Here is a 24,183-nt window from a genome sequence, read left to right on the forward strand (position 1 = left end):
CAGCCGGCGGCAGTACTCGACCTTGTCGGCGCCTCCGACGACGCCGATCACCTTCGCTCCCGCGGCCTTGCCCAATTGCACTGCGGCGCTGCCCACTCCGCCCGCGGCGGCGTGGACGAGCAGCGTCTCCCCCGGCTTCAGCTGGGTGCGGCGGTGGAGAGCGAACCAGCTCGTCTGGTAGCCGATGCTCAACGCCGACGCCTCGGCGTCGTCGAGCGCGGACGGGGCGGCGAACGTGTTGGTCTCGTCCATCACGGCCATCTGGGCGAATCCGCCGCCGGGCAGGTTGGGGTTGCCGATCACCCGGTCGCCGACGGCGAAGCGGGTCACGCCGTCCCCGGCCGCCACTACTTCACCGCACAGTTCAACTCCGGGTGTGAACGGCAGCGGCGGCTTGATCTGGTATTCGCCGCGGCACAGCAGCACGTCGGGGAAGTTCGCCGGGGCGGCGAGAACTTTCACCAGCACCTGGCCGGGGCCTGCCGTCGGGTCCGGGACCTCCTCGAGTTGCAGCGCGGTGCGCGGCTCGCCGAGTTCGTGGACACGCCATGCCTTCATGGATTGCTTCCTGACTGTCGGTGGTGGGGCTCGGGTTACGCGGGCAGGTCGGCCAGGTCGGCGAGGCGCGCGCGGTGACGGTAGGCGGTGCCGAACGCGAGCTGATCGCTCTTCGCCCTCTTCAGATACAGGTGCGCGGGATATTCCCACGTCATGCCGATGCCGCCGTGCAACTGGATGCACTCCTCGGCGGCGTGGACGGCGACGTCGCTGCAGTACGCCTGCGCGACGGCAGCCGCGACCTCGGCGTCCGCGTCGCCCCGGGCGGCGGTGTCCGCGGCGTAGCGGGCAGCGGCGGCCGCGGAGGTGACTTCGAGCCACAGGTCGGCGAGGCGGTGCTTGATCGCCTGGAACGACCCGACGGCGCGGCCGAACTGGGTTCGCTCCTTGGCGTACGCCAGGGTCGTCTCGAAGCACCACTGCGCGAGCCCGAGTTGCTCGGAGGCGAGCAGTGCGGCGCCGAGAACGAGGGCCTCACGGACCGCCGCCGCGGCGTTGCCGTCGTCGATGCGGGTGGCGGCGGCGGCGTCGAACGCGACGTCCGACAGTGGCCGGGTCATGTCGAGCGCGAGCACGGGCGTGACCGTGACACCGGCGGTGCCGGCGGGCACCGTGTGCAGTTCGAGTCCGTCCGGACCCTCGACCGGCACGATCAGGATGTCGGCCTCCGAGACGCCCGCGACACTGGTCACGGTGCCGGTCAGAGCGTCGCCCTCCCGGCGCACGGTCGGGGTGAACAGTCCCGGTGCGGTCGCGAGACCGACCGTGAGCGCACCGGTGGTGGTGCCGTCGGCGAGTGCGCCGACCGTCTCGGTGTCGCCCGCCTTCAGCAGCGCGACCGTCGCGAGTACGGCGCTGGACAGGTACGGGACGGGTGCGACGGCGCGCCCGATCTCCTCCATGACCACCGCGGCCTCACGTGCGCTCGCCCCGGCGCCGCCCAGTTCCTCGGGGACGAGCAGGCCGGCCAGGCCGAGTTCGACGGCGAGCGATTTCCACACCCCGGAGAAGTCGGCGGGCGTCCCGTCGTACGCCCCGACGACCAGCTCGTGCGCGCAGCGGTCGGCGAGCAGCCGGCGGACGCTGTCGCGCAGGGCATCTTCCGTGTCGGAGTACAGCAGATCTGCGGTGTTCATCGGGGCAGGTCCTTCCAGGCGATGTCCTTGTCGACGCGGTGCTCCGGCGGGAGGCCGAGGACGCGTTCCGCGATGACGTTGCGCAGGATCTCGGACGTGCCGCCCTCGATCGAGTTGCCTTTCGCGCGCAGGTACCGGTATCCGGGTTCGCGGCCGGTGAAGTCGACCTTGTCCGGGCGGCGCATGCTCCAGTCGTCGTAGCGCAGCCCGGCCTCAGCGTGGAGTTCGATGTCGAAACCCGAGATGGTCTGCGCGAGCCGGGCGAAGGCCAGCTTCAGGCCGGATCCCTCGGGGCCGGGCTGCCCGGCCTCGAGTTGCTGCCGCAGCCGTTCACCGGTCAGCCGGGCGACTTCCGCTTCGACCCACAGCCGGAGCAGTTCGTCGTGCATCGCGGGGTCGCGGAGCTCGGGTTGTTCGCGCCAGGCGCGGGCGACCGGTCCGATCATGCCGCTCTCGCGGGCGGCCGCGGAACCGCCGATCGCGACCCGTTCGTTGTTGAGGGTCGCGGTGGCCACCCGCCAGCCCTGTCCCTCATCGCCGAGCCGATCGGAATCGGGAATGTGGACGTCGGTGAGGAACACTTCGTTGAACTCGGCCTCACCGGTGATCTGCCGCAGCGGCCGGACGTCGATTCCGGGATCGCTCATGTCGCACAGGAAGTAGGTGAGCCCGGCGTGCTTGGGCACCGACGGATCCGTGCGGGCCACGAGGATGGCCATCTGCGCGTTCTGCGCCCCCGATGTCCACACCTTCTGCCCGTTGACCGTCCAGCCGTCACCCTCACGGACGGCTCGCGTCGCGACGGCGGCGAGGTCGGAACCCGCCCCCGGTTCGCTGAACAGCTGGCAGTAGATGTGCTCGCCGGTGAAGATCGGCCGAAGGTACTTCTGCTGCTGTTCGTCGGTGCCGAACGCGGCGATGGTCGGCGCGGCCATGCCCAGTCCGATCCCGTTGCGGCTCTTCGCCGGGCCGGGCGCCCCTGCGGCCTCGAGTTCGGCGTCGACCTGCGCCTGGAAGCTCTGCGGCAGACCCAGACCGCCGCGCCCGGGCGGGAAGTGGACCCATGCGAGGCCGGCGTCGAATCGGGCCCCGAGGAACCGGGCCGGATCCGACTGGTCGTTCTGTTCCAGGAGGGTCGCGATGCGGCCGCTCAGGTCGCGTGCGATCGCCTGTTCGTCAGTGCTCATCGTCCTCAGTCCTTCGGTCAGATTCCGGCCCGGGCAGCGATGTCGCACGCCTTGGCCACGAGGTCGTCGATGCGCTCGACGGTCGGGGTGCCCGCGGCCGCCTTGTTCTGCGGTTCGTCCCGGGCGCGGCGCATGACGCCCTCCGCGATGACCGCGACCTTCCACAGGCCGAGGACGTGCCAGAACGCCAGGGCTTTCGGGTCGCGTCCGGACTCGTCGAGGTACACCCCGGCGATCTCCACCCGGTCCGGGAAACCGTCGAGGGTGGACGCCGGGAAGTCGCCGCCGGTGGTCTCACCCGGCTCCGGCCAGTACGCGAGCAGGCTGCCGACGTCGGCGAGCGGGTCGCCCAGCGTGCACAACTCCCAGTCCAGGGCGGCGGTCACCTCCCCGGTCGCGTGGGAGGTGATGACGTTGCGCAGGTGGAAGTCGCCGTGCACGAGGGTCCGTTCCCGCTGCTCCGGCACCGAGTCGGTGAGCCGTCCGGTCAGGTCGTCGAGGGCGGGCAGCTCGCGGGTCTTCGACTTCTCCCACTGACCCGACCACCGCTTGAGCTGACGCTGCGCGTACGGCTTGTGGCTGGCCAGGTCGGTCAAACCGGTGCTCTCGAGGTCCACCGCATGGATCTTCGCCAGCRTCCGCGGCAGCGACAGGCCGATCGCCCGGCGACGTTCCGGGGTCAGGGACTCCGCGATCGACATGCGATCGACGACCTGTCCGTCGACGAACTCCATCAGCAGCAGCGGTACCTCCGTGACGTCCGGGTCGTCGGTGAGCCCGAACACCCGTGGGGTGGGCACCGCGGTGTCCTCGAGGGCGGAGAGGATCCGCGCCTCGCGGGCGACGTCGTGGGCCGACGCGAGCAGGTGCCCGAGGGGTGGGCGCCGGAGCACCCATCTGCCACCCGCCCGGTCCTGGACCAGGTAGGTGAGGTTCGACTGGCCGAGACCGATCCGGTCGAAGGTCAGCGGTCCGGCAGTGTCGATGCCGAGCGTGCCGATCCAGCGGCTCACGGCCTCGGTGTCGATGCCGACGACGTCCACGCTAGACACCGAGCTGAGCCCCCTGCCGGAACGGGATTGCGTCGCCGAGCAGTTGCCCGCCGTCGATCGCCATGGTTTCGCCGGTGATCCAGCTCGCGGCATCGGACACGAGGAACGCGACCGCGGACGCGATGTCCTCGGGTTCGCCGATCCGTCCCAGCGCCGTGGACGCCGACACGGCCTGCTCGTGGTCCTTCCACAGCGCCTCGGCCAGCTTGGTCCGCACCACACCGGGAGCGACGGCGTTGACCCGCACGTTCGGTGAGAGTTCCAGTGCCAGTTGCTTGGTGAGGTGGATCAGCGCGGCCTTCGACGCGTTGTACAGGCCGATGTTCGCCTCGAACGCCATGCCGCCGATGGACGCGGTGTTGACCACGGCACCGCCGTGCTCGCCCATCCACGCCTTCGTGGCGAGGCCGGTCCACAGCACCGGCGCCCACAGGTTCACGTCGAAGGTCTTGGCGAACCGTGCGTGGTCCTGGTCGATGACCGGTCCGAAGGCGGGGTTCGTTCCCGCGTTGTTGACCAGGATGTCCAGGCTGCCGAAGCGTTCGACGGTGGTGTCGACGCAGCGCCGGGCGGCCTCCTCGTCGACGGCGTGCGCGGCGACGCCGATCGCGGTGCCCCCGACCTGCGCCGCGGCGGCGTCGGCCGATTCCTGGGAGCGTGAGGTGAGCACCACGTCGGCACCGGCCGCCGCGAGGGCCCGGGCGACGGCCAGGCCGATACCCCGCGAGGCGCCGGTGACGATCGCGGTGCGTCCGGTGAGGTCGAGTCCGGCCATGTCAGCTCACCGCAACCTTGTGACCGTTGGTGGAAGCGTGGGCGTCGTCGCGGTACTGCCGCAGTTCCTGCCGCGCGATGGCGCGCTTGTGGACCTCGTCGGGACCGTCGGCCAGGCGCAGGGTGCGCAGGTGCGCCCAGGCCATGGCGAGGGGGAAGTCGTCGGTGACGCCCGCACCGCCGTGCACCTGAATCGCCCGGTCCACGATCTTGAGCGCAATGTTCGGAGCCGCCACCTTGATCGCCGCGATCTCCGTCCGCGCCTCCTTGTTCCCCACCGTGTCCATCAGATACGCCGCCTTCAGCGTCAGCAACCGGATCATCTCGATCTCGATGCGCGCCTCCGCGATCCAGTCCTGGATGTTCGCGTTCTCACTGACCGGCTTCCCGAACGTCACCCGCGACGACGCCCGGCGGCACATCAATTCGAGTGCCCGCTCCGCCATCCCGATCGCCCGCATGCAGTGGTGGATCCGGCCCGGCCCCAGCCGGGCCTGGGAGATCGCGAAGCCCTCGCCCTCGCCCTTCAGCACGTCCGTCACCGGCACCCGCACATCGGCGAAGTCGATCTCCGCGTGCCCCTCACGGTCCTGATACCCGAACACCGGCAGCCCCCGCATCACCGTCACCCCGGGCGCATCGATCGGCACCACCATCATCGACTGCTGCCGGTGCGGCGCCGCCGACGGATCCGTCTTGCCCATCACGATCAGCACCTTGCAGTTGCGGTGCAACGCATTCGACGCGAACCACTTGCGGCCGTTCAGCACGTACTCGTCGCCGTCACGCACCATCGACAACTCCACGTTGGTCGCGTCCGAACTCGCCACCGCGGGCTCGGTCATCGCGAACGCCGACGCCATCGTCCCGTCGAGAAGCGGCTTCAGGTACTTCTCCTTGTGCTCGGCCGTGCCGAACAGCTCGAGCACCTCCATGTTGCCCGTGTCCGGCGCATTGCAGTTGCACGCCTCCGACGCAATGTGGCTGCGCCCCATGATCTCCGCCAACGGGGCGTACTCGAGGTTGGTCAACCCGGCGCCCGTGCCCGGGTGCGGATGGAACAGATTCCACAACCCCCGGCGCCGCGCCTCCGCCTTGAGCTCCTCCAGAACCGGCGGCTGGAAATGCGGATCCCCCGACTCCCGCATCTGCTCCTCATACACCGCCTCCGCCGGATACACGTGCGAATCCATGAACTCGAGCAGATCGACCTGCAACTGCTGGGCGCGTGCGGAAATGTCAAACAGGGACATGGGAACTCCTGACGGGTAGTGAGGGAAACACGGGTGTGCGCTTGTCGAGGTGGCTCTGGATGCCCTCGACGAGATCGGCCCCGCGGAACGCCTGCAACATCAGGCCTTCCGCTCGGGCCACGGACTCGGCGTAGGTGCCGTCCGCATCGCTGTGCAATTGGTCCTTGATGACGGCCATCGACGTCGGCGAGCAGTGCGCCGCCAGGTCCGCGGCATACGCGACCGCGGCGTCGACGACCGAACCGTCCGGCACGAGGTGGTCGACGAGTCCGATGCGCAGCGCCTCCTCGGCGTCCACCATGCGGCTCGACAGCAGCAGGTCGGTGGCCCGGCTGCGTCCCACGAGTCGGGGCAGCAGCCAGGAGATACCGTATTCGGCGATCAGCCCGCGCTTGGCGAACGCGGTCGTGAACCGTGCCGATGCGGACGCGAACCGGACGTCGCAGTAGAGGGCCTCCACCATGCCGAGTCCGGCCGCGACCCCGTTGATCGCCCCGATGAGCGGTTTCCGCAGCGTCGCGGGAAGGTCGCGGGGGCGCGGGCGGAAGAGGTCCGCGTCGGAAGCGTCACCGACGGCCTGCAGGCGGCCGAGGTCGGCACCGGCGCAGAACCCGCGCCCGGCGCCGGTCACGACGATCGCGCGCACGTCCGGGTCGTCCTCGGCGTCCACGAGCAGCGTGAAGTAGCGGTCCTCGAGGTCGTCGGTCCAGGCGTTCAGCTTGCCGGGCCGGTTGAACGTCAGCACCAGGACCGGTCCGCGCCGCTCGGCGAGGACCAGGTCTGCGGGCTCGCCGGTCACGCGTGCTCCAGCAGCGAACTCTGGAAGCGGCGCRTTCCGCGCAGCCACCGGTCGTAGTCGGACCCCTTCTGCCGGTACATGGTGAGGACGCTCTCGTGGGGCAGGATCAGGAACGTCTCCCGGTCCACGGCGTCGAGCACGATGTCGGCGACCTGCCCGGGCTGCAGCACCTCCCCCGCCGAGACGACGGCCTTCGTGGCAGCGACGCCGAGGGGATCGCCCGAGTTCTCACCGGAGCGCATCAGCTTCGTCTCGACTCCCATCGGGCAGAGGCAGCTGACGCGAACCCCGTCGTCCCCGTATGTGACCGACAGCCATTCGGCGAACGAGACGGCCGCATGTTTGGTGACCGCGTAGGTCGCCGAGCCGATCTGGGTGAGGAGCCCGGCCGCGGAGGCGGTCGACACGAAGTAGCCCTCGCCGCGCGCGATCCATTTCGGCACGAGCTGCTGGGCGGCGCGGATGTGGGCGCGGACGTTGACGTCGAACGCGAGGTCCCAGTCGGCGTTGCCGGCGTCGAGGCCGGGCGCTCCCGCGATGCCGGCGTTGGCGAAGTAGAGATCGACCGGCCCGAACTCGGTCTCCGCGCGGTCGATGATGCGCCGGATCTGATCGGCGTCCGCGACGTCGCCACCTTCGGCGACGGCGGATCCCGGGTGGCGGGCGTTGATGCCGTCCGCGACAGCGGCGGCTGCGTCCGGGTCGAGATCGGCGACCAGCACCTTGGCGCCCTGTTCGGCAAGACGGTCCGCGATCGCCCCGCCGATTCCGCCTCCACCGCCGGTCACGATGGCGACTTTCTGTGCAACCTTCACGAGGTGTCCTCTCCTTCGCCGTGCGTTGTGACTCGCGTCTCTCTTTTGTATAGTTGAATCCGTCGTCAAGTTCAAGTGTCTGGGGTCGGCAACACACGACTTCCGATGCAGCCAACGTGACACATCCAGGCCCTGCACCACCCGGAATCGAGGGAGACAGATGACCGACACCACCGCACTGCCCGTTCGCCCCGCGAGCTTCGACGAGCTCACAGCGCTGATCGGCAAGGAGCTGGGCCCCACCGACTGGCACGACGTCACCCAGGAACGCGTCAACGCCTTCGCCGACGCCACCGGCGACCACCAGTGGATCCACATCGATACCGAGCGCGCCGCCGCCAGCCCGCTCGGCGGCACCATCGCGCACGGCCTCTACAGCCTGTCCCTCGGACCGGCCCTGTCGGCGACCCTGCTGCGCTTCGACGGTTTCGCCCACAGCCTGAACTACGGCTACAACAAGGTCCGCTTCCCCGCGCCGGTGCCGGTAGGTTCGCGCATCCGGATGCGTGCCACCATCCAATCCGCGGAACAGGTCGGGGGCGGCATCCAGGTGACCATGTCCCAGGTCGTCGAGCGCGAGGGCTCCGACAAACCGGTGGTCGTGTCCGAGTCCGTCGCCCGCGTCGTCGAGGCCGGCTAGCAGCCGTGAGCACCTGTGAACCGCCCGCGGTTGACAACTACTCACGGGCGAATGTGCTCGATCCGGTGTCCCGCCACGCCGACACCACTCCCGACAACATCGCGCTACGAGGTGCGGACAGCACCCTGACCTACGGACAGTTGCGCGCCGCGAGCACCCGGTACGCGGGAGCACTCACGGAAGCGGGCCTGTCCCCCGGCGACCGAATCCTTCTGGCCGCACCCTCGGTGCCCGAGTTCGTGGTCGCGTACCTGGGCATCCAGGCGGCGGGGTGCGTCGTGGTGCCGGTGAACACGATGTCCACCCGGCCCGAGACCGAGTACGTCCTCACCGATGCCGGCGCCGCACTCGCCATCGTGTGGCACGAACTCGGGCCCGCGATCGCCGACGCGGCCGCCGCACTGGACATCCCGGTCTGGACGCTCACCCCCGACTGCGTGTCGCCGGACACCGAGCCGGTTCCCGTCGCCGAGCGGGACCGCGACGACACCGCCGCCATCCTCTACACGTCCGGTACCACCGGGCGGCCGAAGGGCGCGGAGCTGACGGTGGGGAACCTGCTGTCCGGCGGCGAGATCGGCGCCGAATGCAGTCGCGGTTCGAGCGAAGACCGGACCGGCACCGGACTTCCCCTGTTCCACGTGTTCGGCCAGGCCTCGGTCATGATGGCGACGTTCACCGGCGGTGGGTCGCTGACGCTGCTGGCCCGATTCGATCCGGCGGCGATGCTCGCCCTGCTCCGCCGCGACCGCCTGACGATCATGGCCGGTGTGCCGACGATGTGGAACGCCATGCTGCATGCCGCGGACGGCACTGACTCGCAGGACTTCACGCAACTGCGCATCGCCATCTCCGGAGGCGCGTCACTTCCGGGCGAGGTGGCCCGCGAATTCGAGTCCCGCTTCGGGTGCACCATCCTCGAGGGCTACGGGCTCACCGAGACCACCGCGTTCGGCACGTTCAACGACATCGACCGCGGCGGGAAGATCGGCTACACGGGTCGCGCGGTGCCCCGGCTTGCGGTCGAGGTACGCGACCACGACGGACTCGTCTGCCCGCCCGGGACCGTCGGCGAGGTGTTCGTGAAGGGGGCGACCGTGATGAAGGGCTACTGGAACCGGCCGTCCGACACCGCCGCCGTCCTGGACCCGGACGGCTGGCTGCGCACCGGGGACCTGGGCGAGACCGATGCGGACGGGGATCTGCGCATCGTCGATCGGGTGAAGGATCTCATCATCCGGGGCGGCTACAACGTGTACCCGAGTGAGATCGAGGAGGTCCTGTACACGCACCCCGACATCCTCGAGGCCGCCGTCGTGGGCGTCCCCGACGATCACTACGGCGAGGAGGTGGCCGCGGTCGTGGCCACTGTCCCCGGTTCCGGGCTGGACGGCGCCCAACTGACCGGCTGGGCCCGGGAACGGCTGTCCGCATACAAGATTCCCCGGATCGTCGCCATCGTCGACTCCCTTCCCAAGGGGTCGACCGGAAAGATCCTCAAACGGTCGATCGACAGAACCGCACTGAGAAACGACGCACTGACCGCAGAAGTACCCGAAAGGTGAACACCGTGACAACCGTGAACAGGCAGGTCCGACTGGCGAAGCGTCCGGTCGGCCGTCCCGACGACTCCACCTGGGAGATCACGTCGGAACCGATACCCGAACCCTCGGACGGCGAATTCACCGTGAAGGTGGACTACGTGTCCCTCGACCCGGCGATGCGCGGGTGGCTCGACGACGTGAAGTCGTACGTGCCGCCGGTCGCGATCGGCGAGGTGATGCGCACCCACGCCGTCGGCCGGGTGGTGGCGTCGAAGAACGCGAAGTTCCCCGAAGGACAGCTCGTGTCCGGGCAGTTCGGCGTGCAGGAGTACGCGCTCTCCGACGGCCGCGGCGCGCTCGCCGTCGACGAGTCGCTCGCCCCGGCACCGACGTGGCTGGGCGCACTCGGATTTCCCGGCATGACCGCGTATTTCGGCCTCACCGACGTCGGCAGACTGGAGAAGGGCGACACCGTGCTCATCTCGGGCGCGGCGGGAGCGGTCGGGAGCATCGCCGGGCAGATCGCCAAACTGAAGGGCGCCACGGTGATCGGCGTCGCAGGCGGCCCCGAGAAGTGCGCGTGGCTGACCGAGGATCTGGGTTTCGACGCGGCGATCGACTACAAGTCCGAATCGGTCGGGAAGGCGCTGCGCGCCGCCGCACCGGACGGGATCGACATCTACTTCGACAACGTCGGCGGGGAGATCCTCGACGCCGCGCTGGCCCGGCTCCGCAAGAACGCCCGGGTCGCGCTGTGCGGCGCGATCTCCGGATACAACGCCACCGACCCGCAGCCCGGGCCGTCCCGGTACCTGTCGCTGCTGGTCAACCGTGCGTCGATGACGGGGTTCATCGTGTTCGACTACCTCGACCGGTTCCCCGAGGGCATGGAGGCGATGTCGGAGTGGATCCGGGCCGGGGAGATCGTGACCCGTGAGCAGGTCGAGACCGGGGGCGTCGAGGCGTTCGGCCGCACCCTCAATCTGCTGTTCGACGGCGCCAACACCGGCAAGCTGGTGCTGAAGATCAGCTGAACTCCTCCTCCCGCGACGATGCCCACCGCCGAGATCCGGCGGTGGGCATCGTCGTGAAAAGGGGCGGGGTGTCTAGTAGAACTGGGCACCGGGCACGGCGGCCGGATCGCTGCGGACCTCGGCGGTGTTGGTCTCGCGGAGCTTCCACGCGCAAAGGAAGGTGACCAGCCCCATCACCGCGACGAACACCGCGACGAACGTGGTGGTCCCGGTCTTGGCGATCAGCGCGGTCATGATGAACGGGGTGCCGCCGCTCACCGTGATCGCGGCCAGCTGATACGCCAGCGAGGCGGCGGAATACCGGACATTGGGAGCGAACAACTCACCCATGTACGCGGCGATCGGCCCGTACGTCATGGACTGAAAGACGCTGCCGACTGTGACGGCGACGAAGAACAACACCAGGTTCCGGGTGTTGATCAACCAGAAATACGGGAACGCCCACACGATGATCATCGCCGCACCGATCAGGATCATCGGCCTGCGCCCGATCTTGTCGGACATGTGCCCGGACCACAGCACCACACCGACCGTGAGCGCCGCGCTGAGCAGCGAGATCGCGAGCAGGTCGTTGCGCTTCATCCCCAGTTCCGCGGTGCCGTAACTGAGCACACCGGCGATGGAAATGTAGAACAGCGAGTTGGTGGCCGCGAGCAGGCCGCAGCCGAGCAGGATCTTGCGCCAGTGGTCCCTGATCGCCTGGGTCAGCGGTGCGCGGACGACGGTCCCGTTCTTCTTCTCCGCCTCCTGCTGCRGGTGACGGAATTCGGGGGTGTCCTCGACCTTGGTCTGGATGTACAGCACCACCGGGAACAGCAGCGCGCTGGCGAAGAACGGGATCCGCCAGCCCCAGCTGAGGAACGCCTCGTTCGAGATCGCCGCGGTGGCGCCGAGGAACACGAGGTTGCCGAGCAGGACACCGAACGAGACACCCATCTGCCCGAAGGTGCCGGAGAATCCCCGGCGCTTGGGACTGGCCGATTCGGTCAGCAGCAGCACGATCCCACCCCACTGACCCCCACACGCGAGGCCCTGGACGAACCTCAGGACCACCAGCAGGATCGGGGCCGCGATCCCGATGGTCGCGGCGCCGGGCAGGCAGCCGATCAGGAACGTCGCCAGCCCCATGAACAGCAGGCAGGTCACGACCGCCGGTTTGCGGCCGTACTTGTCACCGAAGTGACCGGCGACGAGGCCGCCGAGCGGGCGGGCGACGAAGCCGGCCCAGAACGTGCTGAACGAGAGCAGGGTGCCCACCAACGCCGACGCGCCAGGGAAGAAGACGTGGGGAAAGACCAGTGCCGCAGCGGTTCCGTACAGGAAAAAGTCGTACCACTCAATCGAGCTGCCGACCAGTCCCGCCGCCAGCAGTTTCCGATGTGCACGCGTGCGCGAGACGGCCGTGTCGCCTGCCGCGTCCTTACTCGGCTGCACCGCGGATGAAGTCATCCGATCACTCCTCGAGATAGGTCTACGGGTGGATGTGGGATCGCGATTTTTCAGAACATGACGCCAACTTCAAGTCAGTGAGCGCTTGCTTAGTGTGTGTGAACAGTGATGTGATGTCAATCACTCGAGGGGATTGATCTTGCCGAATCCCGCCGGCACGGACGAAGCTCGATGCGGCGGAGAGGACCACCGATGACCGAACTGCGAGACGACGTGTTCGCGACCGAGCAGGCCAGCCCGGGTCCGCCGACCTCCGAGGAGCGCCTGCTCCGCGCGGCGACGACGCTGTTCTCCGACAAGGGTTTCGAAGCCACACGCACGCGGGACATCTCCACGACGGCGGGAATGAGCCCCTCCGCGATGTATGTGCACTTCCCGTCCAAGGAGGATCTGCTCTTCCAACTGGTCCGCCGGTCGAACGAGCGCGCCCTCGCGCTGGTGCTCAGCGCGGTCGCACCGTTCACCGACCCGATCGACCGCGTCCGGGCCCTGGTCCGCGAGTTCAGCATCATGCACGCCCGGAACTTTCGCCGGGCGCGCATCGCCCAGTACGAGAGCAGGCATCTCAGTCCCGAACACCGCGAGACGGTGGCCGAGACCCGGCTCCAGATCCGGGTCGCCGCGATGCGCGAGGTGCAGAACGGGCTCGATCAGGGTGTGTTCCTCATTCCCGACCCCCGCGTCGCCGTTCTGGCGATCATGTCCCTCGCGGTGGACATCTGCCGCTGGTACAGCCCCGACGGCGAATTCACGCCGGAGGAACTGGGCGACATCAACGCCGATCTCGTTCTGCGCATCCTCCACGCCCCCGGCTACTGACGGCCCCTCAGACGCGGTCCGGGACGCGCAGCGCGTTCGTCCACATCCGCGCGAGCCCGGCGTTCAGTTCTTCGAACGTGAGTGATCGCCGCTCGCTCGGCGGTCCGACGAAATAACCGTAGGCCATTCTCCCGACCATGGCGGACAACGCCTTCGACGTCAGCATCGGGTCGAGCGACGCGTCGGCGAGACCCCGAGCCTGCAGATCGGCGATCGCCCGCGCGTTGCGCAGGTAGAACGTCTCGTCCCGCGAGCGCTCCAGTTCACGGAATGCAGGGTCGACGTGCGCGACCTGCTCGAGCAGGGCCAGCAGACGCGCATTCCGGCGGCACGCGTGCAGGTATGCCCGGATGCTCGCCTCCACGACCGCGTGCACGTCGCCCTCGTCCTCGACCCGCCCCATCCCGGGATGCAGCAGGTCGTTCTGCGTCACCTCCACGACCGCCGCGAACACTTCCTCCTTACCGGCGAAGTAGGTGTAGAAGGAGCCGGTCGAGAGTCCGGCCTCCTTGCTGATGTCGACGAGGCGGGCGTCGAGGTATCCCTCGCGCTCGAACACCACCCGGGCCGCGGCGACGAGGCGATCGCGGGTGCGGACGCCCCGGGCGGTGACCGGTGGTGTGGGTGCGGTTCGCGGGCGCGACATGTCAGTACGGGTCCACGTTCTCGAAGTACCGCCGGGGCACGTCGACCAGCATCTCGGTGATCATCTTCTCGGTGACGCCTCGCTCGCGGACGTAGGGCAGCACGTCGTTCTCGATGTGCAGGTAGTGCCACTGCGGCAGCGCCGCCATCAGGTTCGGGTCGATCCAGTCGATGTAGCAGGAGGCGTCCTGCGACAGGACCATCTGCCCTGCGAAGCCGCGGCGGCACATCTCGACGAGCGTGTCGGCGCGCGCTTCGAACGTCGTTTCGAGGTTGATCCCGAACCGGTCCATGCCGAGGACGAAGCCGGCCTCGGCGAGGCTGGTCAGGTGGTCGACGTCGGTGCTGTCTCCGCTGTGCCCGAGCACGATCCGGTCGGGCCGCACGCCCTCCTCGTCGCACATCACGCGTGTGACGTGCAGACCGGCCTCGCTGCCGGGGTGGGTGTGCACGGTGATCGGCACTCCGGTGCGCCGATGCGCCTTCGCGACGGCCCGCATCACCCGCTCGACACCCGGTGTCGGCCCCTGGTGGTCGATCGCGCACTTGAGCAGTCCGGCGCGCACCCCGGTGTCGGCGATCCCCTCTTCGATGTCCTTGACGAACATGTCCACCATCGGGTCGGGCACCTCGGCCCCCACCATCGCGTCCAGCGCGGGACCGCGGTAGTGGAAGAAGAACGGCACATCGTCGTAGGTGTACAGCCCTGTCGCCGCCACGATGTTCAGTTCGGGAAGCTGTTCCGCCACCCGCTGGATGCGCGGAATGTACCGGCCGAGGCCGACGACGGTGGGGTCGACGATGGTCCGGACCCCCTGCTCCGCCAGCGCGCGCAGCTTGGTGACGGCGTCGGCGACCCGCTCGTCCTCGCTCCCCCACTCGTCCGGGTAGTTCTGCTGCACGTCGGGTGTCAGCACGAACACGTGCTCGTGCATGTACGTGCGTCCGAGTTCGGTGCTGTCGATCGGTCCGCGGACCGTGTTGACCTGACTCATGCAGATTCACCCTCTCCGGGTGTGACCGTCGTCATACCCCCAGGGCTCAGCGTAGGGCTAACTTGAACCTGACGTCAACATTCACTGCGGTGAGTCACCCACCACCGGTCGCGGCCTGGATCGGCGCCATGTCGAAGTAGTCGCGCCAGGTGGTGATCTTGCCGCCGGTGATCTCGAAGACGCCGACGACGGGCAGTTCGACGACGGTGCCGTTGAGGGTGAACACGTCGATCCGCTCGTTCATCACCACCCCGCTCGACTCCTCGGCGTTGGGGCTCTGACCGCCGTCGGTGACCTGCCGGTGCACCCGGAAGTCGATGCCGCCGAAGGCCGCGGTGAAGCCGGCGACGAACTCGCGGATCGCGTCACGCCCGATGACGGGTTCCATCGGAATGTTGTGATAGACGGCGTCTTCCGCGAAGTATTCGGCGATCTTCGCCGGATCGGGCTCGATCCACTCGGCGCAGAATTGGGTGACCAGCTGGTCCGGGGTCATCGGTTCTCCCTCTCGATCGCGACCGGTTCGATGATGGCCATGACGGACTGGATCGCCCCGRCCGGGATGTCGAAATGTTCCGTGATCCGGACCGACGTCACCTCGGTAGGCGTGGCCCCGAGGTCGAGCACGAACCGGGCCACCACGTTGTCGCCCCATTCGTGGAAGGAGAGGTCGTGCACGGCCTGGATGGCCTGGTACTGCAGTCCGTTCTCGAGTTCGTCCCGGATGAACGCCCCCGATTCGCCCGTGTGCTGCCCGTTCTCCACCCGCCACGCGTTGTCCGCGAGACGCACCTTGGTGGCGTCGTGACTGACCAGTGCGTCGATGTAGGCCCTGGCCATCGCAACGCGTCCGCTGTCGGCGGTGTCGGTGGCGTGTTTGGCGATCGCCGCGAGCAGGGGCGCGGCCAGTTCCGGCCGGCAGATCAGCAGGTCGGGGAGATAGGGGTGGGATTCGTTGTAGTCCAACGGGGTTCCGTCGATCCGCGAGCAGTGCAGGCCCGCGGCCACGGCGACGCCGACGGGGGCCGCCGAGTCCCATTCCCACTGCCCGCCCGCATGGATGTACGCGTCGACGTCTCCGCGGAGCACCGCCATCGCCTTCGCGCCCGCCGAACCCATGGTGGAGACCTCGGCACCGATGTCCGTCGCAACGGCGTCGACGAACGCGGGCGGCCTGCTGGCGGACACGACGATCCGCGGGCGGGCAGGCAGCTGTTCGGCATGGACCGCGTGGCTGTCGTCGTCGCTGGCGTACACGGCGCCCAGTGCCGGTTGCGCGACCGCGGCCGCCGTGATGCCGCGACCGCGTTCCCACAGCGCGACGTGCACCGCCCAGTCCGAGTGCCCGGGCAGTCCGTACTCCTTGGACCCGTCGAGCGGGTCGATGATCCACACCCGTGACCGCTCCAGCCGGGACCGGTCGTCGGCCGACTCCTCGGAGAGGATCGCGTCTTCGGGTCGCTCCGCCGCGAGTTTGCCGAGGATGAACGCATCGGCGGCGATGTCGCCGCGCCTGCCGAGTTCACGACCGTCGGCCGATCCCAGTCCCGCGGTGCGGATGTCCAGCAGCAGGGCGCCGGCACCGGAGGCGATGTCGGCCGCGAGTCGTGCGTCAGTGATCACGTGTCAACAATTCCATAATTCTCGCGGCTTGTTCGGTCGGCGTGCCGTCCTCGGGCCGGAGCACGAGTTCGGCGTTCTCGGGCGCCTCGTACGGGTCGTCGACCCCGGTGAATCCCGTGATCTCCCCGGCGCGGGCCTTCGCGTACATGCCCTTGGGATCGCGCGCCTCGCACTGGTCCACCGGCGTGTCGACGAACACTTCGACGAAGTCGAGCCCGGCTGCCCGATGCTGTTCCCGGACGCGGTCCCGGTCCTCGCGGTACGGGCTGATCAGCGACGCGATCGCGACCACCCCCGAGTCGGCGAGCAGTTGCGCGACGGCGCCGACACGGCGGACGTTCTCGGCGCGGTCCGTCGCACTGAACCCGAGGTCGGCGTTGAGGCCGTGCCGCAGGTTGTCGCCGTCGAGCCGGTAGGCGGGCACCCCGGACGCGACCAGGCGGCGCTCGAGTTCCACCGCGACCGTCGACTTTCCCGACGCCGACAGTCCGGTCAGCCACACGGTGCGGCCGCGCGTCGCCCGCTCCTCCCGCGACACGGCCGCCGCGTGCCACACCACCTTCGAACGCGACAGCGTCGGCCCGGTGATCATGCCGGCGGCGACCGTGTTGTGGGTCGACTCGTCGACGAGGACGAAACTGCCCGTCACGTGGTTGCGGCGGTACGGGTCGAACATCAACGGCTGCGACGTTCGCAGCTGCACACGGCCGATCTCGTTGAGCGACAGCGACCGTGCGGACTCGTCGCGGTGCAGGGTGTTCACGTCCAGCCGATAGTCGAGCCGCGCGATCGACGCCTTGGTGGCACGGGTGGTGTGCAGCAGCGTATACCGGGCATCGGGTGTCAGCGCGGACTGTTCGCTGAACCAGCAGACCATCGCGTCGAGTTCCTGCCCGACGAGCGGACGGTTGTTGGGACGGCACAACACGTCTCCGCGGCTCACGTCCAACTGGTCGGCGAGTTGCACGCACACCGCCGACGGTGCGAACGCCTCGTCGAGGCGGGTTCCGCCGGGACCCCAGATGGCACTGACGGTGGAGGTGAATCCCGACGGCAGCGCCACCACCTCGTCGCCCGGCTTGAACACCCCACTGGCGACCGTCCCCGCGTAGCCGCGGAAATCGTGCAACGCCGAATCGGTCTGGCGTTGCGGCCGGACCACGTACTGCACCGGGAACCGCGCGTCGATCAGGTTGCGGTCGGACGCCACGTGCACCTGCTCGAGGTAGTGCAGCAGCGACGCTCCCTCGTACCAGGGCATGTTGGCGGTGCGTTGCGCGATGTTGTCGCCGCGCAGTGCCGACACCGGGATGAACGTGAGGTCGTGGACCTCGAGTTTGATCGCGAACTTCCGGAATTCCTCCTTGATCTCTTCGAAGCGTTCCTCGGACCACCCGACGAGATCCATCTTGTTGACGCACAGCACGAGGTGCGGAATTCCGAGAAGGCTGGCGATGAAGGCGTGGCGGCGGGTCTGCTCGAGGATGCCCTTGCGGGCGTCGACCAGGATCAGGGCCAGGTCGGCGGTCGACGCGCCGGTCACCATGTTCCGCGTGTACTGCTCGTGCCCCGGGGTGTCCGCGATGATGAATTTGCGGTGCGGCGTGGCGAAATAGCGGTGCGCGACGTCGATGGTGATGCCCTGCTCGCGTTCGGCGCGCAGGCCGTCGGTGAGCAGAGCCAGGTTCGCGTGTTCGTCGCCCCGTTCGCGGCTGGTGCGTTCGACCGCCTCGAGCTGATCCTCGAAGATCGCCTTGGAGTCGTAGAGCAGCCTGCCGATGAGGGTGGACTTGCCGTCGTCGACGCTGCCCGCGGTCGCGACCCGGAGTAACTGCGGCATCAGAAGTAGCCTTCCTTCTTGCGGTCTTCCATGCCGGCCTCGGAGATCCGGTCGTCCGCCCGGGTCGCCCCGCGCTCGGTCAGCCTGCTCGCGGCGACCTCGGTGACGACGGCCTCGGGGCTGGTTGCCGACGATTCGACGCAGCCCGTGCACGTGGCGTCGCCGACGGTCCGGAAGCGGACGAGGGCCTCGTACGGTTCGTCACCGGGGAGCAGGGTCAGGAACCGTGTGTGCGCCAACAGCATTCCGTCGCGGAGCACGACCTCCCTGCGGTGCGCGTAGTACAGGGACGGGAGCTCGATCCCCTCCTCGCCGATGTACTGCCAGATGTCGAGTTCGGTCCAGTTGGACAGCGGGAACACCCGGATGTGCTCGCCCTTGCGATGCCTGCCGTTGTACAGGCTCCACAGTTCCGGGCGCTGCGCCCGCGGATCCCACTGCCCGAACTCGTCGCGGAAGCTGAACACCCGCTCCTTCGCGCGGGCCTTCTCCTCGTCGCGCCGGGCGCCGCCGAAGATGGCGTCGAACCCGTGGTCGCGGATGCCGCGCAGCAGCGCCGTGGTCTGGAGCCGGTTGCGGCTGGCCCGCGGACCCGTCTCCTCGCTGACGCGACCGGCGTCGATGTCGTCCTGCACGCTGGACACCACCATCCGCAGGCCGAGGCGGTCGACGGTCCGGTCGCGGAACTCGAGGACCTCGTCGAAGTTGTGACCGGTGTCGACGTGCATGACGGCGAACGGGAGAGGCGCGGGCCAGAACGCCTTGGCGGCCACGTGGAGCATCACCACCGAGTCCTTGCCGCCGGAGAACAGCAGGACCGGTCGCTCGAATGTGGCGGCCACTTCTCGGAAGATGTGCACGGCTTCGGCTTCGAGCGCGCCGAGGTGGGACAACTCGTACACGGGCGGTGCGGTCATGGGCGACTCCTCGTCGCGAGTTCCTTACCGGTCGCTGTTCCATATTTGGACCAGCCCGGTCGAAAATGAATGCACCTCCGAGAATAGAACGTGTTTCAGATTGCGGTCAATGCCTGCCCGCCCGTCACCGCGGCCGGCGGCCACCCACCTCCGTCGTGATCGCGTCCGCGGCCGCGGCGAGGGCCTTGCCCCGCCGCGCGATCTCGGACGGCGCGAGTTCGGTACCCACATAGAGGGTGAGGACCATGGCCTGGTGACCCTCGGCGTCGTACGTCGGCGCCGCGATGAGGCTGACGGGGTGCGGCGACGCGGGGTCCGCGTGCTCGGCGTCCAGGTACACCCGCTCCCCGAGGCTGGACACCATCTCGCCGAGCACGTCGCGCAACTCCGGCGGCAGGTCGTGCGCGGCCACCCCCGCCATGAGCGTGTGCAGGCGCTGCCCGACGGGAGTGAGAGTCTCGACGAGGTATCCGGTGCGGGAACACTCCTCGACGACCGTGCGCAACCGGTCCCGGTCGAGGCGCACCGGCAGCGTCGGTTCCCGGCGCAGCCACGACTGCAGGGCGTCGTCGCCGTCCCACAGCACGTACATCAGGCCGACGGGCGGCGCGAACGGGTACATTTCCCCCACCTTGGCGGCGGCCCGCACCCCCGGCGGACTGGTCAGCTCGAGGACGGCGATGCGGTCGCCGACCACCGCCGACGCAGTGCAGGTGGTCCGGAACTCGTCGCTGAGCACGGCGAGATGCCTGCGCGCCACCGGCCCGGCCGCAAACCCCTGCTGGGCCGCGCGGCCCGCCGCGATGAGGGCGGGCCCGAGGCCGTACGTCTTCGTGGCCGGGTCCCGGACCAGGTAGCCGCCGCGGACCAGTTCGGTGAGGATCCCCAGGCACGTCGGCTTGCTGATGTCGAGCGTCCGGGCCAGCTCCGACAACCCGAAGCGATGCTCCTTACGCGCCACCAGGAAGTCCAGCACCTGCACCACACGCTCGGTCGGCGGCGACCGCCGGCCCTGCGCCCGGTCGGGCATCTCGTCCTCGTGCCCCATTGACCACTCCTTAGAACACGTTCTATTGTCGGTTCATCAATGTTCTACCACGCAGGTACATATTTGTACCACCCCTCGTGAGGAGCACGGTGTGCTGACCGACCCATTCGCCGACGCCATGGCCGAGGCCGAGAAACTGATCGAGAGCGCCCCCCACATCCGCACCGAACAGGACCTGCTGGAGGGCTACCAGTACCTCGCCGGCGGAATCCTCGCCACGACGCACGCGGCCTGGGCCACCGAACGGTCGCACCCGACGTTCATCTCGGGCACCGGCCCGTACATGAAGATGGGCCTGGACAACCCGGACACCCTCTACTTCGGTGCGCGGATCGACGACGACGTCGAATACGTGGTCACCGGCCTGCGCGGCACCACGGCGGACCTCAGCTTCCAGGTGCTGAACGGAAATTACACGGCCGCACACGTTCCCGGCAGCGTCACGGCATTCGACGACCGGGAGATCGACATCGCGCCCGACGGCTCGTTCGAGGTGCGGTTCGGCCCCGACGACAGTGCGGGCCGGCGCAACTACTTCACCCTCGCTCCGGGGTCGTCGCAACTGGTGGTCCGGGAGGTGTACAGCGATTGGAGTCAGCGGCGCGGCACCATTCGCATCGCCAGGGCGGATACGGTCGGTACCGCCCCGGGCCCGCTCACCCGCGAGACCGTGGAGAAGCGGTACGCGCGTGCGGGCAAGGCCCTCGTCGCGCGGGTGAAGACGTGGCTGCAGTTCCCGGAGTGGTTCTACCTGAACCTGCCGGTGAACACGATGACCGAGCCACGGCTTACTCCGGGCGGTCTCGCCACCCAGTACTCGTCGGTCGGGCACTACGAACTGGCCGAGGACGAAGCCGTGGTCATCACCGTCCCCAAAGCCGACGTGCCCTACCAGGGCTTTCAGCTCGGCAGCATGTGGTACATCTCCCTCGACTACGTCAACCACCAGACGTCGCTGAACGTCGCACAGTCGCAGGTGGATCCCGACGACCACATCCGTCTGGTCGTGTGCGACCGCAATCCCGGCGTCGCCAACTGGATCGCCACCGTCGGGCACCTCCGCGGCTACCTGCAGTTCCGCTGGCAGCGCGTCTCCCGCGAACTGACCCCGGACGACGGTCCCCGGGTCGAGGTCGTGAAGTTCGACGAGATCCACCGGAGCCTGCCGTACTACGACTCCAACAAGATCTCCCCCGAGGACTTCGCTGCACGCATCGCCGCACGCCAGGCCGCAGTGGCCGACCGGATGCTGGGATGACCGCCATGACTACTCCACAACTCCTGCAGGACAAGGTCGTCGTCATCTCCGGCGTCGGACCGGCCCTGGGCCGTACCCTCGCCGTCCGCTGCGCAGCCGCCGGCGCCGACGTGGTGCTGGCCGCCCGGACCGCGTCGCGCCTCGACGAAGTGGCCAAGGAGATCATCGCCGTCGGCCGGCGCGCGGTGACCGTCCCGACCGACATCACCGACCATGCCTCGGCCGAGAACCTGGTGTCCGCGGCCGTCGACGCGTACGGCACGGTCGACGTGCTGATCAACAACGCGTTCTCGGTTCCGTCGATGAAACCGCTGGCCCGCACCGAGTTCGACCACATCCGCAGCAGTTTCGAGCTGACCGTGCTCGGGGCATTGCGGCTGACTCAGCTGTTCACTCCCGCACTCGCCGAGGCGAACGGCGCGGTGGTGAACATCAACTCGATGGTGCTCCGGCACTCCCAGGAACGGTAYGGCAGCTACAAGATGGCCAAATCCGCCCTGCTCGCGACGTCGCAGTCGCTCGCCACCGAGTTGGGACCGCTGGGAATCCGCGTCAATTCCGTTGCCYCCGGCTACATCTGGGGAAACACGCTGAAACAGTATTTCACGCACCAGGCCGAAAAGTACGGGACGACCGTCGAGCAGATCTACGAGCACACCGCCGCGAACACCGATCTGAAGCGGCTCCCCACGACCGAGGAGGTCGCCGACGCCGTGATCTTCCTGGCCTCCCCGTTGGCGAGCGCCGTGACCGGCCAGTGCCTCGACGTCAATTGCGGCGAATTCCACCACTAGCGAACAGAACCGGAGCATCATGAGCGAGCGCACCACGGTCGGCACGGTCGAGGACCTGCACGCCTCGGCCACCCGGCTGACCGGTCTCACCGACTTCGGTGTGGACGACTACACCGAAGCCCTCGGCGTCCTGCTGGATTCGTATCACACCGACGAGCAACTGACACCGCTCGGCAGCAAGGTGTCCCGGGTGTTCCTCCGCGGCGCCCTGGTGGCCCGGCTGCTGAGCGAGGCGGCGTGGAAGCAGAACCCCGAGCACGCGGACGTGCGGATCGAGCGGCCCATCTTCGTGACCGGCCTTCCCCGCACGGGGACGACCGCGCTGCACCGACTGCTCACCGCGGATCCGTCCCATCAGGGCCTGGAGATGTGGCTGACCGAGATGCCGCAACCCCGGCCGCCGCGTGAGACCTGGGAATCGAATCCGGTGTTCCAGAAGATCGAGGAGGGCTTCAGCCGCCACCACATCGAACGCCCCGAATTCATGGGCGTCCACTACATGTCGGCGAGCGAGGTCGAGGAGTGCTGGCAACTGCTGCGGCAGACGTTCAAGTCGATCTCGTACGAGTGCCTGGCGTCGCTCCCGACGTACTCCCGCTGGCTCGAGGGCCAGGACTGGACGAACGCCTATCGGCGGCACAAGAAGAACCTGCAGCTGATCGGACTGCCCGACCGGGACCGCCGCTGGGTGCTGAAGAACCCCAGTCACCTGTTCGCGCTCGACGAACTGCTCGCGGTCTACCCGGACGCCCTGATCGTCCAGACCCACCGGCCGCCGCGCACGATCGTCCCGTCGGTGTGCAGCCTGGCGGAACAGGCGACGGAAGGGTGGTCGGAAAAGTTCCGGGGCAGCGTCATCGGGGAGAGTCAGCTCGAACTGTGGGCCCGGGGGCTCGAGCAGTTCACCGCGGCCCGCGCCCGGCACGACCCCGCCCAGTTCGTCGACGTCGACTACCGGGATTTCGTGGCCGATCCGCTCGGCACCGTCGAGGGGGTCTACACGCACTTCGGGCTCGATCTCGGTGGGCCAGCCCGGGCGGCGATGGAGGCGATGCACGCCGAGAGCCGCAGCGGCGACCGCCGCCCCTCGCACAAGTACACGCTCGAGGAGTTCGGGCTGACGGCCGAGCAGGTGGACGAGAGATTCGCCGATTACCAGTTCAGCGCGTCCAGCTGACCGGATAGTCGAGGATCGACGACGCCGCCCGCGCCGCGATCAGCGGCCTGGGCGACAGCGGCAGGTGGACGACCGGGGGAAGCGGCTCGGGTTCGGGCTCGGGTCGGGGATCCGGTTCGGCTTCCGGTTCCGGCGACCACGTCGTACCGCTGTCGAGGTCGAGAGCGTCGAGCAGCGGTATCAACTCGGCGGCGATCCGGTCGCCCACCTCGGTGAACGCCGACTCGGCCAGACCCACCGGGTCGCTGATGTTCGGCTCCTCGACCGTCCCGTAGTCCCGGCGGGCAACCGCGAGTTCGGCGACGGTGCGGGCCCCGGTTGCGGCGGCGATCCTGCGTGCCTCCCGCAGGGTGAACGTGCAGTGGCTCGTCCCGAGGAGCAGTTCCATCGAACGGTCCCGGATCTGCTCGGTCATCGCGAGGACGAGGTCGGCGCGTTTGATCATCTCGGGCTGCAGGCGGCGCGCCCGGAAGCCGTCGGCGCTCGCACCGAGGCCCTCGATGACGCGGGCGGCGACGGGTTCGATCGGAAAGCCCACGAGGGCGCGGACGCCGGCGCTCTCCGCGGTGAGGTGCGGCAGATCGCGGGCGAGTGCGTACGCGTATGTCAGCCGCTCTGCGATCGGCGAGCGGCAGACGTTCCCGCTACAGACGAACAGAACGTGCATGAGGGAACCCTAACCAGCGACTTCGCCCACATGCGAGCCCGATTCCACTGTCCGAGCGGTCTGTTCTTACAGTTCACCCACAGGTGGCGGGTCGTTCATCCACTGGACTCCTCACGGTCACCTCGATTCACGAACACCCGGCACCCCGTCATCTGCCCA

24 protein-coding genes are annotated in these 24,183 nt (G+C 68.6%); 7 read left to right on the plus strand and 17 right to left on the minus strand.

The window, feature by feature from the left end; all coding sequences use genetic code 11:
- The 8 genes from AC1DWT_RS32105 to AC1DWT_RS32140 form a co-directional block, all read right to left on the minus strand.
- Positions 1-558 (minus strand): alcohol dehydrogenase catalytic domain-containing protein (locus AC1DWT_RS32105; protein WP_477923760.1); only part of this gene is annotated, 558 nt, incomplete at its 3' end.
- 35 nt (positions 559-593) lie between these two features.
- A complete protein-coding gene (locus AC1DWT_RS32110; protein WP_206012800.1) occupies positions 594-1,694 on the minus strand; it encodes an acyl-CoA dehydrogenase family protein in 1,101 nt (366 codons plus the stop codon).
- Positions 1,691-2,881, minus strand: a complete 1,191-nt coding sequence (locus AC1DWT_RS32115; RefSeq protein ID WP_206012801.1) for an acyl-CoA dehydrogenase family protein — start codon at positions 2,879-2,881, stop codon at positions 1,691-1,693. Before AC1DWT_RS32115 ends, AC1DWT_RS32110 begins: the two co-directional genes overlap by 4 nt.
- Before the next feature lie 17 nt (positions 2,882-2,898).
- Positions 2,899-3,933: a phosphotransferase family protein gene (locus AC1DWT_RS32120; RefSeq protein ID WP_477923763.1), complete on the minus strand. Its 1,035-nt coding sequence runs from the start codon at positions 3,931-3,933 to the stop codon at positions 2,899-2,901.
- Positions 3,926-4,708 (minus strand): SDR family oxidoreductase, encoded by a 783-nt coding sequence (locus tag AC1DWT_RS32125; protein WP_072946080.1) that lies wholly within the window; start codon positions 4,706-4,708, stop codon positions 3,926-3,928. The genes AC1DWT_RS32120 and AC1DWT_RS32125 overlap by 8 nt, the downstream gene beginning before the upstream one ends.
- 1 nt (position 4,709) lies before the next feature.
- The gene (locus AC1DWT_RS32130) at positions 4,710-5,960 is read right to left on the minus strand and encodes an acyl-CoA dehydrogenase family protein (protein ID WP_206012803.1); all 1,251 of its coding nucleotides are present in this window, start codon (positions 5,958-5,960) and stop codon (positions 4,710-4,712) included.
- Positions 5,947-6,759 (minus strand): enoyl-CoA hydratase-related protein, encoded by an 813-nt coding sequence (locus AC1DWT_RS32135; protein ID WP_072946075.1) that lies wholly within the window; start codon positions 6,757-6,759, stop codon positions 5,947-5,949. Before AC1DWT_RS32135 ends, AC1DWT_RS32130 begins: the two co-directional genes overlap by 14 nt.
- Positions 6,756-7,574: an SDR family oxidoreductase gene (locus tag AC1DWT_RS32140; RefSeq protein ID WP_477923765.1), complete on the minus strand. Its 819-nt coding sequence runs from the start codon at positions 7,572-7,574 to the stop codon at positions 6,756-6,758. The genes AC1DWT_RS32135 and AC1DWT_RS32140 overlap by 4 nt, the downstream gene beginning before the upstream one ends.
- Positions 7,575-7,734: 160 nt before the next feature.
- Between AC1DWT_RS32140 and AC1DWT_RS32145 the strand changes: the two genes are divergently transcribed.
- The 3 genes from AC1DWT_RS32145 to AC1DWT_RS32155 are packed head-to-tail and all read left to right on the plus strand — an operon-like array spanning position 7,735 to position 10,792.
- A complete protein-coding gene (locus tag AC1DWT_RS32145) occupies positions 7,735-8,214 on the plus strand; it encodes a MaoC family dehydratase (RefSeq protein WP_072946070.1) in 480 nt (159 codons plus the stop codon).
- Positions 8,215-8,219: 5 nt separating this feature from the next.
- On the plus strand, positions 8,220-9,779 hold the full coding sequence (locus tag AC1DWT_RS32150; protein ID WP_241031284.1) for an AMP-binding protein: 1,560 nt from the start codon (positions 8,220-8,222) through the stop codon (positions 9,777-9,779).
- 5 nt (positions 9,780-9,784) lie between these two features.
- Entirely contained in the window at positions 9,785-10,792 is a 1,008-nt protein-coding gene (locus AC1DWT_RS32155) for an NADP-dependent oxidoreductase (RefSeq protein WP_072946177.1), read from the plus strand.
- Positions 10,793-10,864: 72 nt separating this feature from the next.
- On the opposite strand, the gene AC1DWT_RS32160 is transcribed toward AC1DWT_RS32155, so the two are convergent.
- Entirely contained in the window at positions 10,865-12,241 is a 1,377-nt protein-coding gene (locus tag AC1DWT_RS32160) for an MFS transporter (RefSeq protein ID WP_477923768.1), read from the minus strand.
- A 192-nt stretch (positions 12,242-12,433) separates the two neighbouring features.
- Here AC1DWT_RS32160 and AC1DWT_RS32165 point away from each other — a divergent pair, with 192 nt between their 5' ends.
- Positions 12,434-13,060, plus strand: a complete 627-nt coding sequence (locus AC1DWT_RS32165) for a TetR/AcrR family transcriptional regulator (protein ID WP_095865726.1) — start codon at positions 12,434-12,436, stop codon at positions 13,058-13,060.
- Between the two features lie 7 nt (positions 13,061-13,067).
- Here AC1DWT_RS32165 and AC1DWT_RS32170 read toward each other — a convergent pair whose 3' ends face one another.
- The 7 genes from AC1DWT_RS32170 to AC1DWT_RS32200 all read right to left on the minus strand — a co-directional run bounded on the left by AC1DWT_RS32170 (position 13,068) and on the right by AC1DWT_RS32200 (position 20,128).
- Positions 13,068-13,706, minus strand: a complete 639-nt coding sequence (locus AC1DWT_RS32170) for a TetR/AcrR family transcriptional regulator (RefSeq protein ID WP_095865727.1) — start codon at positions 13,704-13,706, stop codon at positions 13,068-13,070.
- A 1-nt stretch (position 13,707) separates the two neighbouring features.
- Positions 13,708-14,700: a phosphotriesterase family protein gene (locus AC1DWT_RS32175; RefSeq protein WP_206012805.1), complete on the minus strand. Its 993-nt coding sequence runs from the start codon at positions 14,698-14,700 to the stop codon at positions 13,708-13,710.
- Between the two features lie 94 nt (positions 14,701-14,794).
- Entirely contained in the window at positions 14,795-15,196 is a 402-nt protein-coding gene (locus tag AC1DWT_RS32180; RefSeq protein WP_206012806.1) for a nuclear transport factor 2 family protein, read from the minus strand.
- Positions 15,193-16,323, minus strand: a complete 1,131-nt coding sequence (locus AC1DWT_RS32185; RefSeq protein ID WP_477923770.1) for a 3'(2'),5'-bisphosphate nucleotidase CysQ — start codon at positions 16,321-16,323, stop codon at positions 15,193-15,195. The genes AC1DWT_RS32180 and AC1DWT_RS32185 overlap by 4 nt, the downstream gene beginning before the upstream one ends.
- Positions 16,313-18,163 (minus strand): adenylyl-sulfate kinase, encoded by a 1,851-nt coding sequence (gene cysC, locus AC1DWT_RS32190; protein WP_072946053.1) that lies wholly within the window; start codon positions 18,161-18,163, stop codon positions 16,313-16,315. Before cysC ends, AC1DWT_RS32185 begins: the two co-directional genes overlap by 11 nt.
- A complete protein-coding gene (gene cysD / locus AC1DWT_RS32195) occupies positions 18,163-19,080 on the minus strand; it encodes a sulfate adenylyltransferase subunit CysD (RefSeq protein WP_072946051.1) in 918 nt (305 codons plus the stop codon). The genes cysC and cysD overlap by 1 nt, the downstream gene beginning before the upstream one ends.
- 124 nt (positions 19,081-19,204) lie before the next feature.
- Positions 19,205-20,128, minus strand: coding sequence for a helix-turn-helix domain-containing protein (locus tag AC1DWT_RS32200; RefSeq protein ID WP_206012808.1), 924 nt, complete (start codon positions 20,126-20,128; stop codon positions 19,205-19,207).
- Positions 20,129-20,219: 91 nt separating this feature from the next.
- Here AC1DWT_RS32200 and AC1DWT_RS32205 point away from each other — a divergent pair, with 91 nt between their 5' ends.
- The 3 genes from AC1DWT_RS32205 to AC1DWT_RS32215 are packed head-to-tail and all read left to right on the plus strand — an operon-like array spanning position 20,220 to position 23,357.
- A complete protein-coding gene (locus AC1DWT_RS32205; protein ID WP_206012809.1) occupies positions 20,220-21,386 on the plus strand; it encodes a hypothetical protein in 1,167 nt (388 codons plus the stop codon).
- The gene (locus AC1DWT_RS32210) at positions 21,383-22,180 is read left to right on the plus strand and encodes an SDR family oxidoreductase (RefSeq protein ID WP_477923772.1); all 798 of its coding nucleotides are present in this window, start codon (positions 21,383-21,385) and stop codon (positions 22,178-22,180) included. The genes AC1DWT_RS32205 and AC1DWT_RS32210 overlap by 4 nt, the downstream gene beginning before the upstream one ends.
- A gap of 19 nt (positions 22,181-22,199) precedes the next feature.
- On the plus strand, positions 22,200-23,357 hold the full coding sequence (locus tag AC1DWT_RS32215) for a sulfotransferase family protein (protein ID WP_095865729.1): 1,158 nt from the start codon (positions 22,200-22,202) through the stop codon (positions 23,355-23,357).
- On the opposite strand, the gene AC1DWT_RS32220 is transcribed toward AC1DWT_RS32215, so the two are convergent.
- Positions 23,341-24,024 carry an arsenate reductase/protein-tyrosine-phosphatase family protein gene (locus AC1DWT_RS32220; RefSeq protein WP_095865730.1) on the minus strand — a complete coding sequence of 228 codons (684 nt, stop codon included), beginning with the start codon at positions 24,022-24,024 and terminating at the stop codon, positions 23,341-23,343. The genes AC1DWT_RS32215 and AC1DWT_RS32220 overlap by 17 nt on opposite strands.
- Positions 24,025-24,183 lie beyond the last annotated feature (159 nt).

Source organism: Rhodococcus sp. P4_B6, assembly GCF_056402215.1.

What these genes read in the sequence shown, in the direction of transcription:
- AC1DWT_RS32115 (WP_206012801.1), bottom strand. Translation starts at nt 2,881, where the DNA reads ATGAGCACTGACGAACAGGCGATCGCACGCGACCTGAGCGGCCGCATC.
- AC1DWT_RS32145 (WP_072946070.1), top strand. Translation starts at nt 7,735, where the DNA reads ATGACCGACACCACCGCACTGCCCGTTCGCCCCGCGAGCTTCGACGAG.
- AC1DWT_RS32130 (WP_206012803.1), bottom strand. Translation starts at nt 5,960, where the DNA reads ATGTCCCTGTTTGACATTTCCGCACGCGCCCAGCAGTTGCAGGTCGAT.
- cysD (WP_072946051.1), bottom strand. Translation starts at nt 19,080, where the DNA reads ATGACCGCACCGCCCGTGTACGAGTTGTCCCACCTCGGCGCGCTCGAA.
- AC1DWT_RS32125 (WP_072946080.1), bottom strand. Translation starts at nt 4,708, where the DNA reads ATGGCCGGACTCGACCTCACCGGACGCACCGCGATCGTCACCGGCGCC.
- AC1DWT_RS32215 (WP_095865729.1), top strand. Translation starts at nt 22,200, where the DNA reads ATGAGCGAGCGCACCACGGTCGGCACGGTCGAGGACCTGCACGCCTCG.
- AC1DWT_RS32175 (WP_206012805.1), bottom strand. Translation starts at nt 14,700, where the DNA reads ATGAGTCAGGTCAACACGGTCCGCGGACCGATCGACAGCACCGAACTC.
- AC1DWT_RS32165 (WP_095865726.1), top strand. Translation starts at nt 12,434, where the DNA reads ATGACCGAACTGCGAGACGACGTGTTCGCGACCGAGCAGGCCAGCCCG.
- AC1DWT_RS32220 (WP_095865730.1), bottom strand. Translation starts at nt 24,024, where the DNA reads ATGCACGTTCTGTTCGTCTGTAGCGGGAACGTCTGCCGCTCGCCGATC.
- AC1DWT_RS32170 (WP_095865727.1), bottom strand. Translation starts at nt 13,706, where the DNA reads ATGTCGCGCCCGCGAACCGCACCCACACCACCGGTCACCGCCCGGGGC.
- cysC (WP_072946053.1), bottom strand. Translation starts at nt 18,163, where the DNA reads ATGCCGCAGTTACTCCGGGTCGCGACCGCGGGCAGCGTCGACGACGGC.
- AC1DWT_RS32180 (WP_206012806.1), bottom strand. Translation starts at nt 15,196, where the DNA reads ATGACCCCGGACCAGCTGGTCACCCAATTCTGCGCCGAGTGGATCGAG.
- AC1DWT_RS32200 (WP_206012808.1), bottom strand. Translation starts at nt 20,128, where the DNA reads ATGGGGCACGAGGACGAGATGCCCGACCGGGCGCAGGGCCGGCGGTCG.
- AC1DWT_RS32110 (WP_206012800.1), bottom strand. Translation starts at nt 1,694, where the DNA reads ATGAACACCGCAGATCTGCTGTACTCCGACACGGAAGATGCCCTGCGC.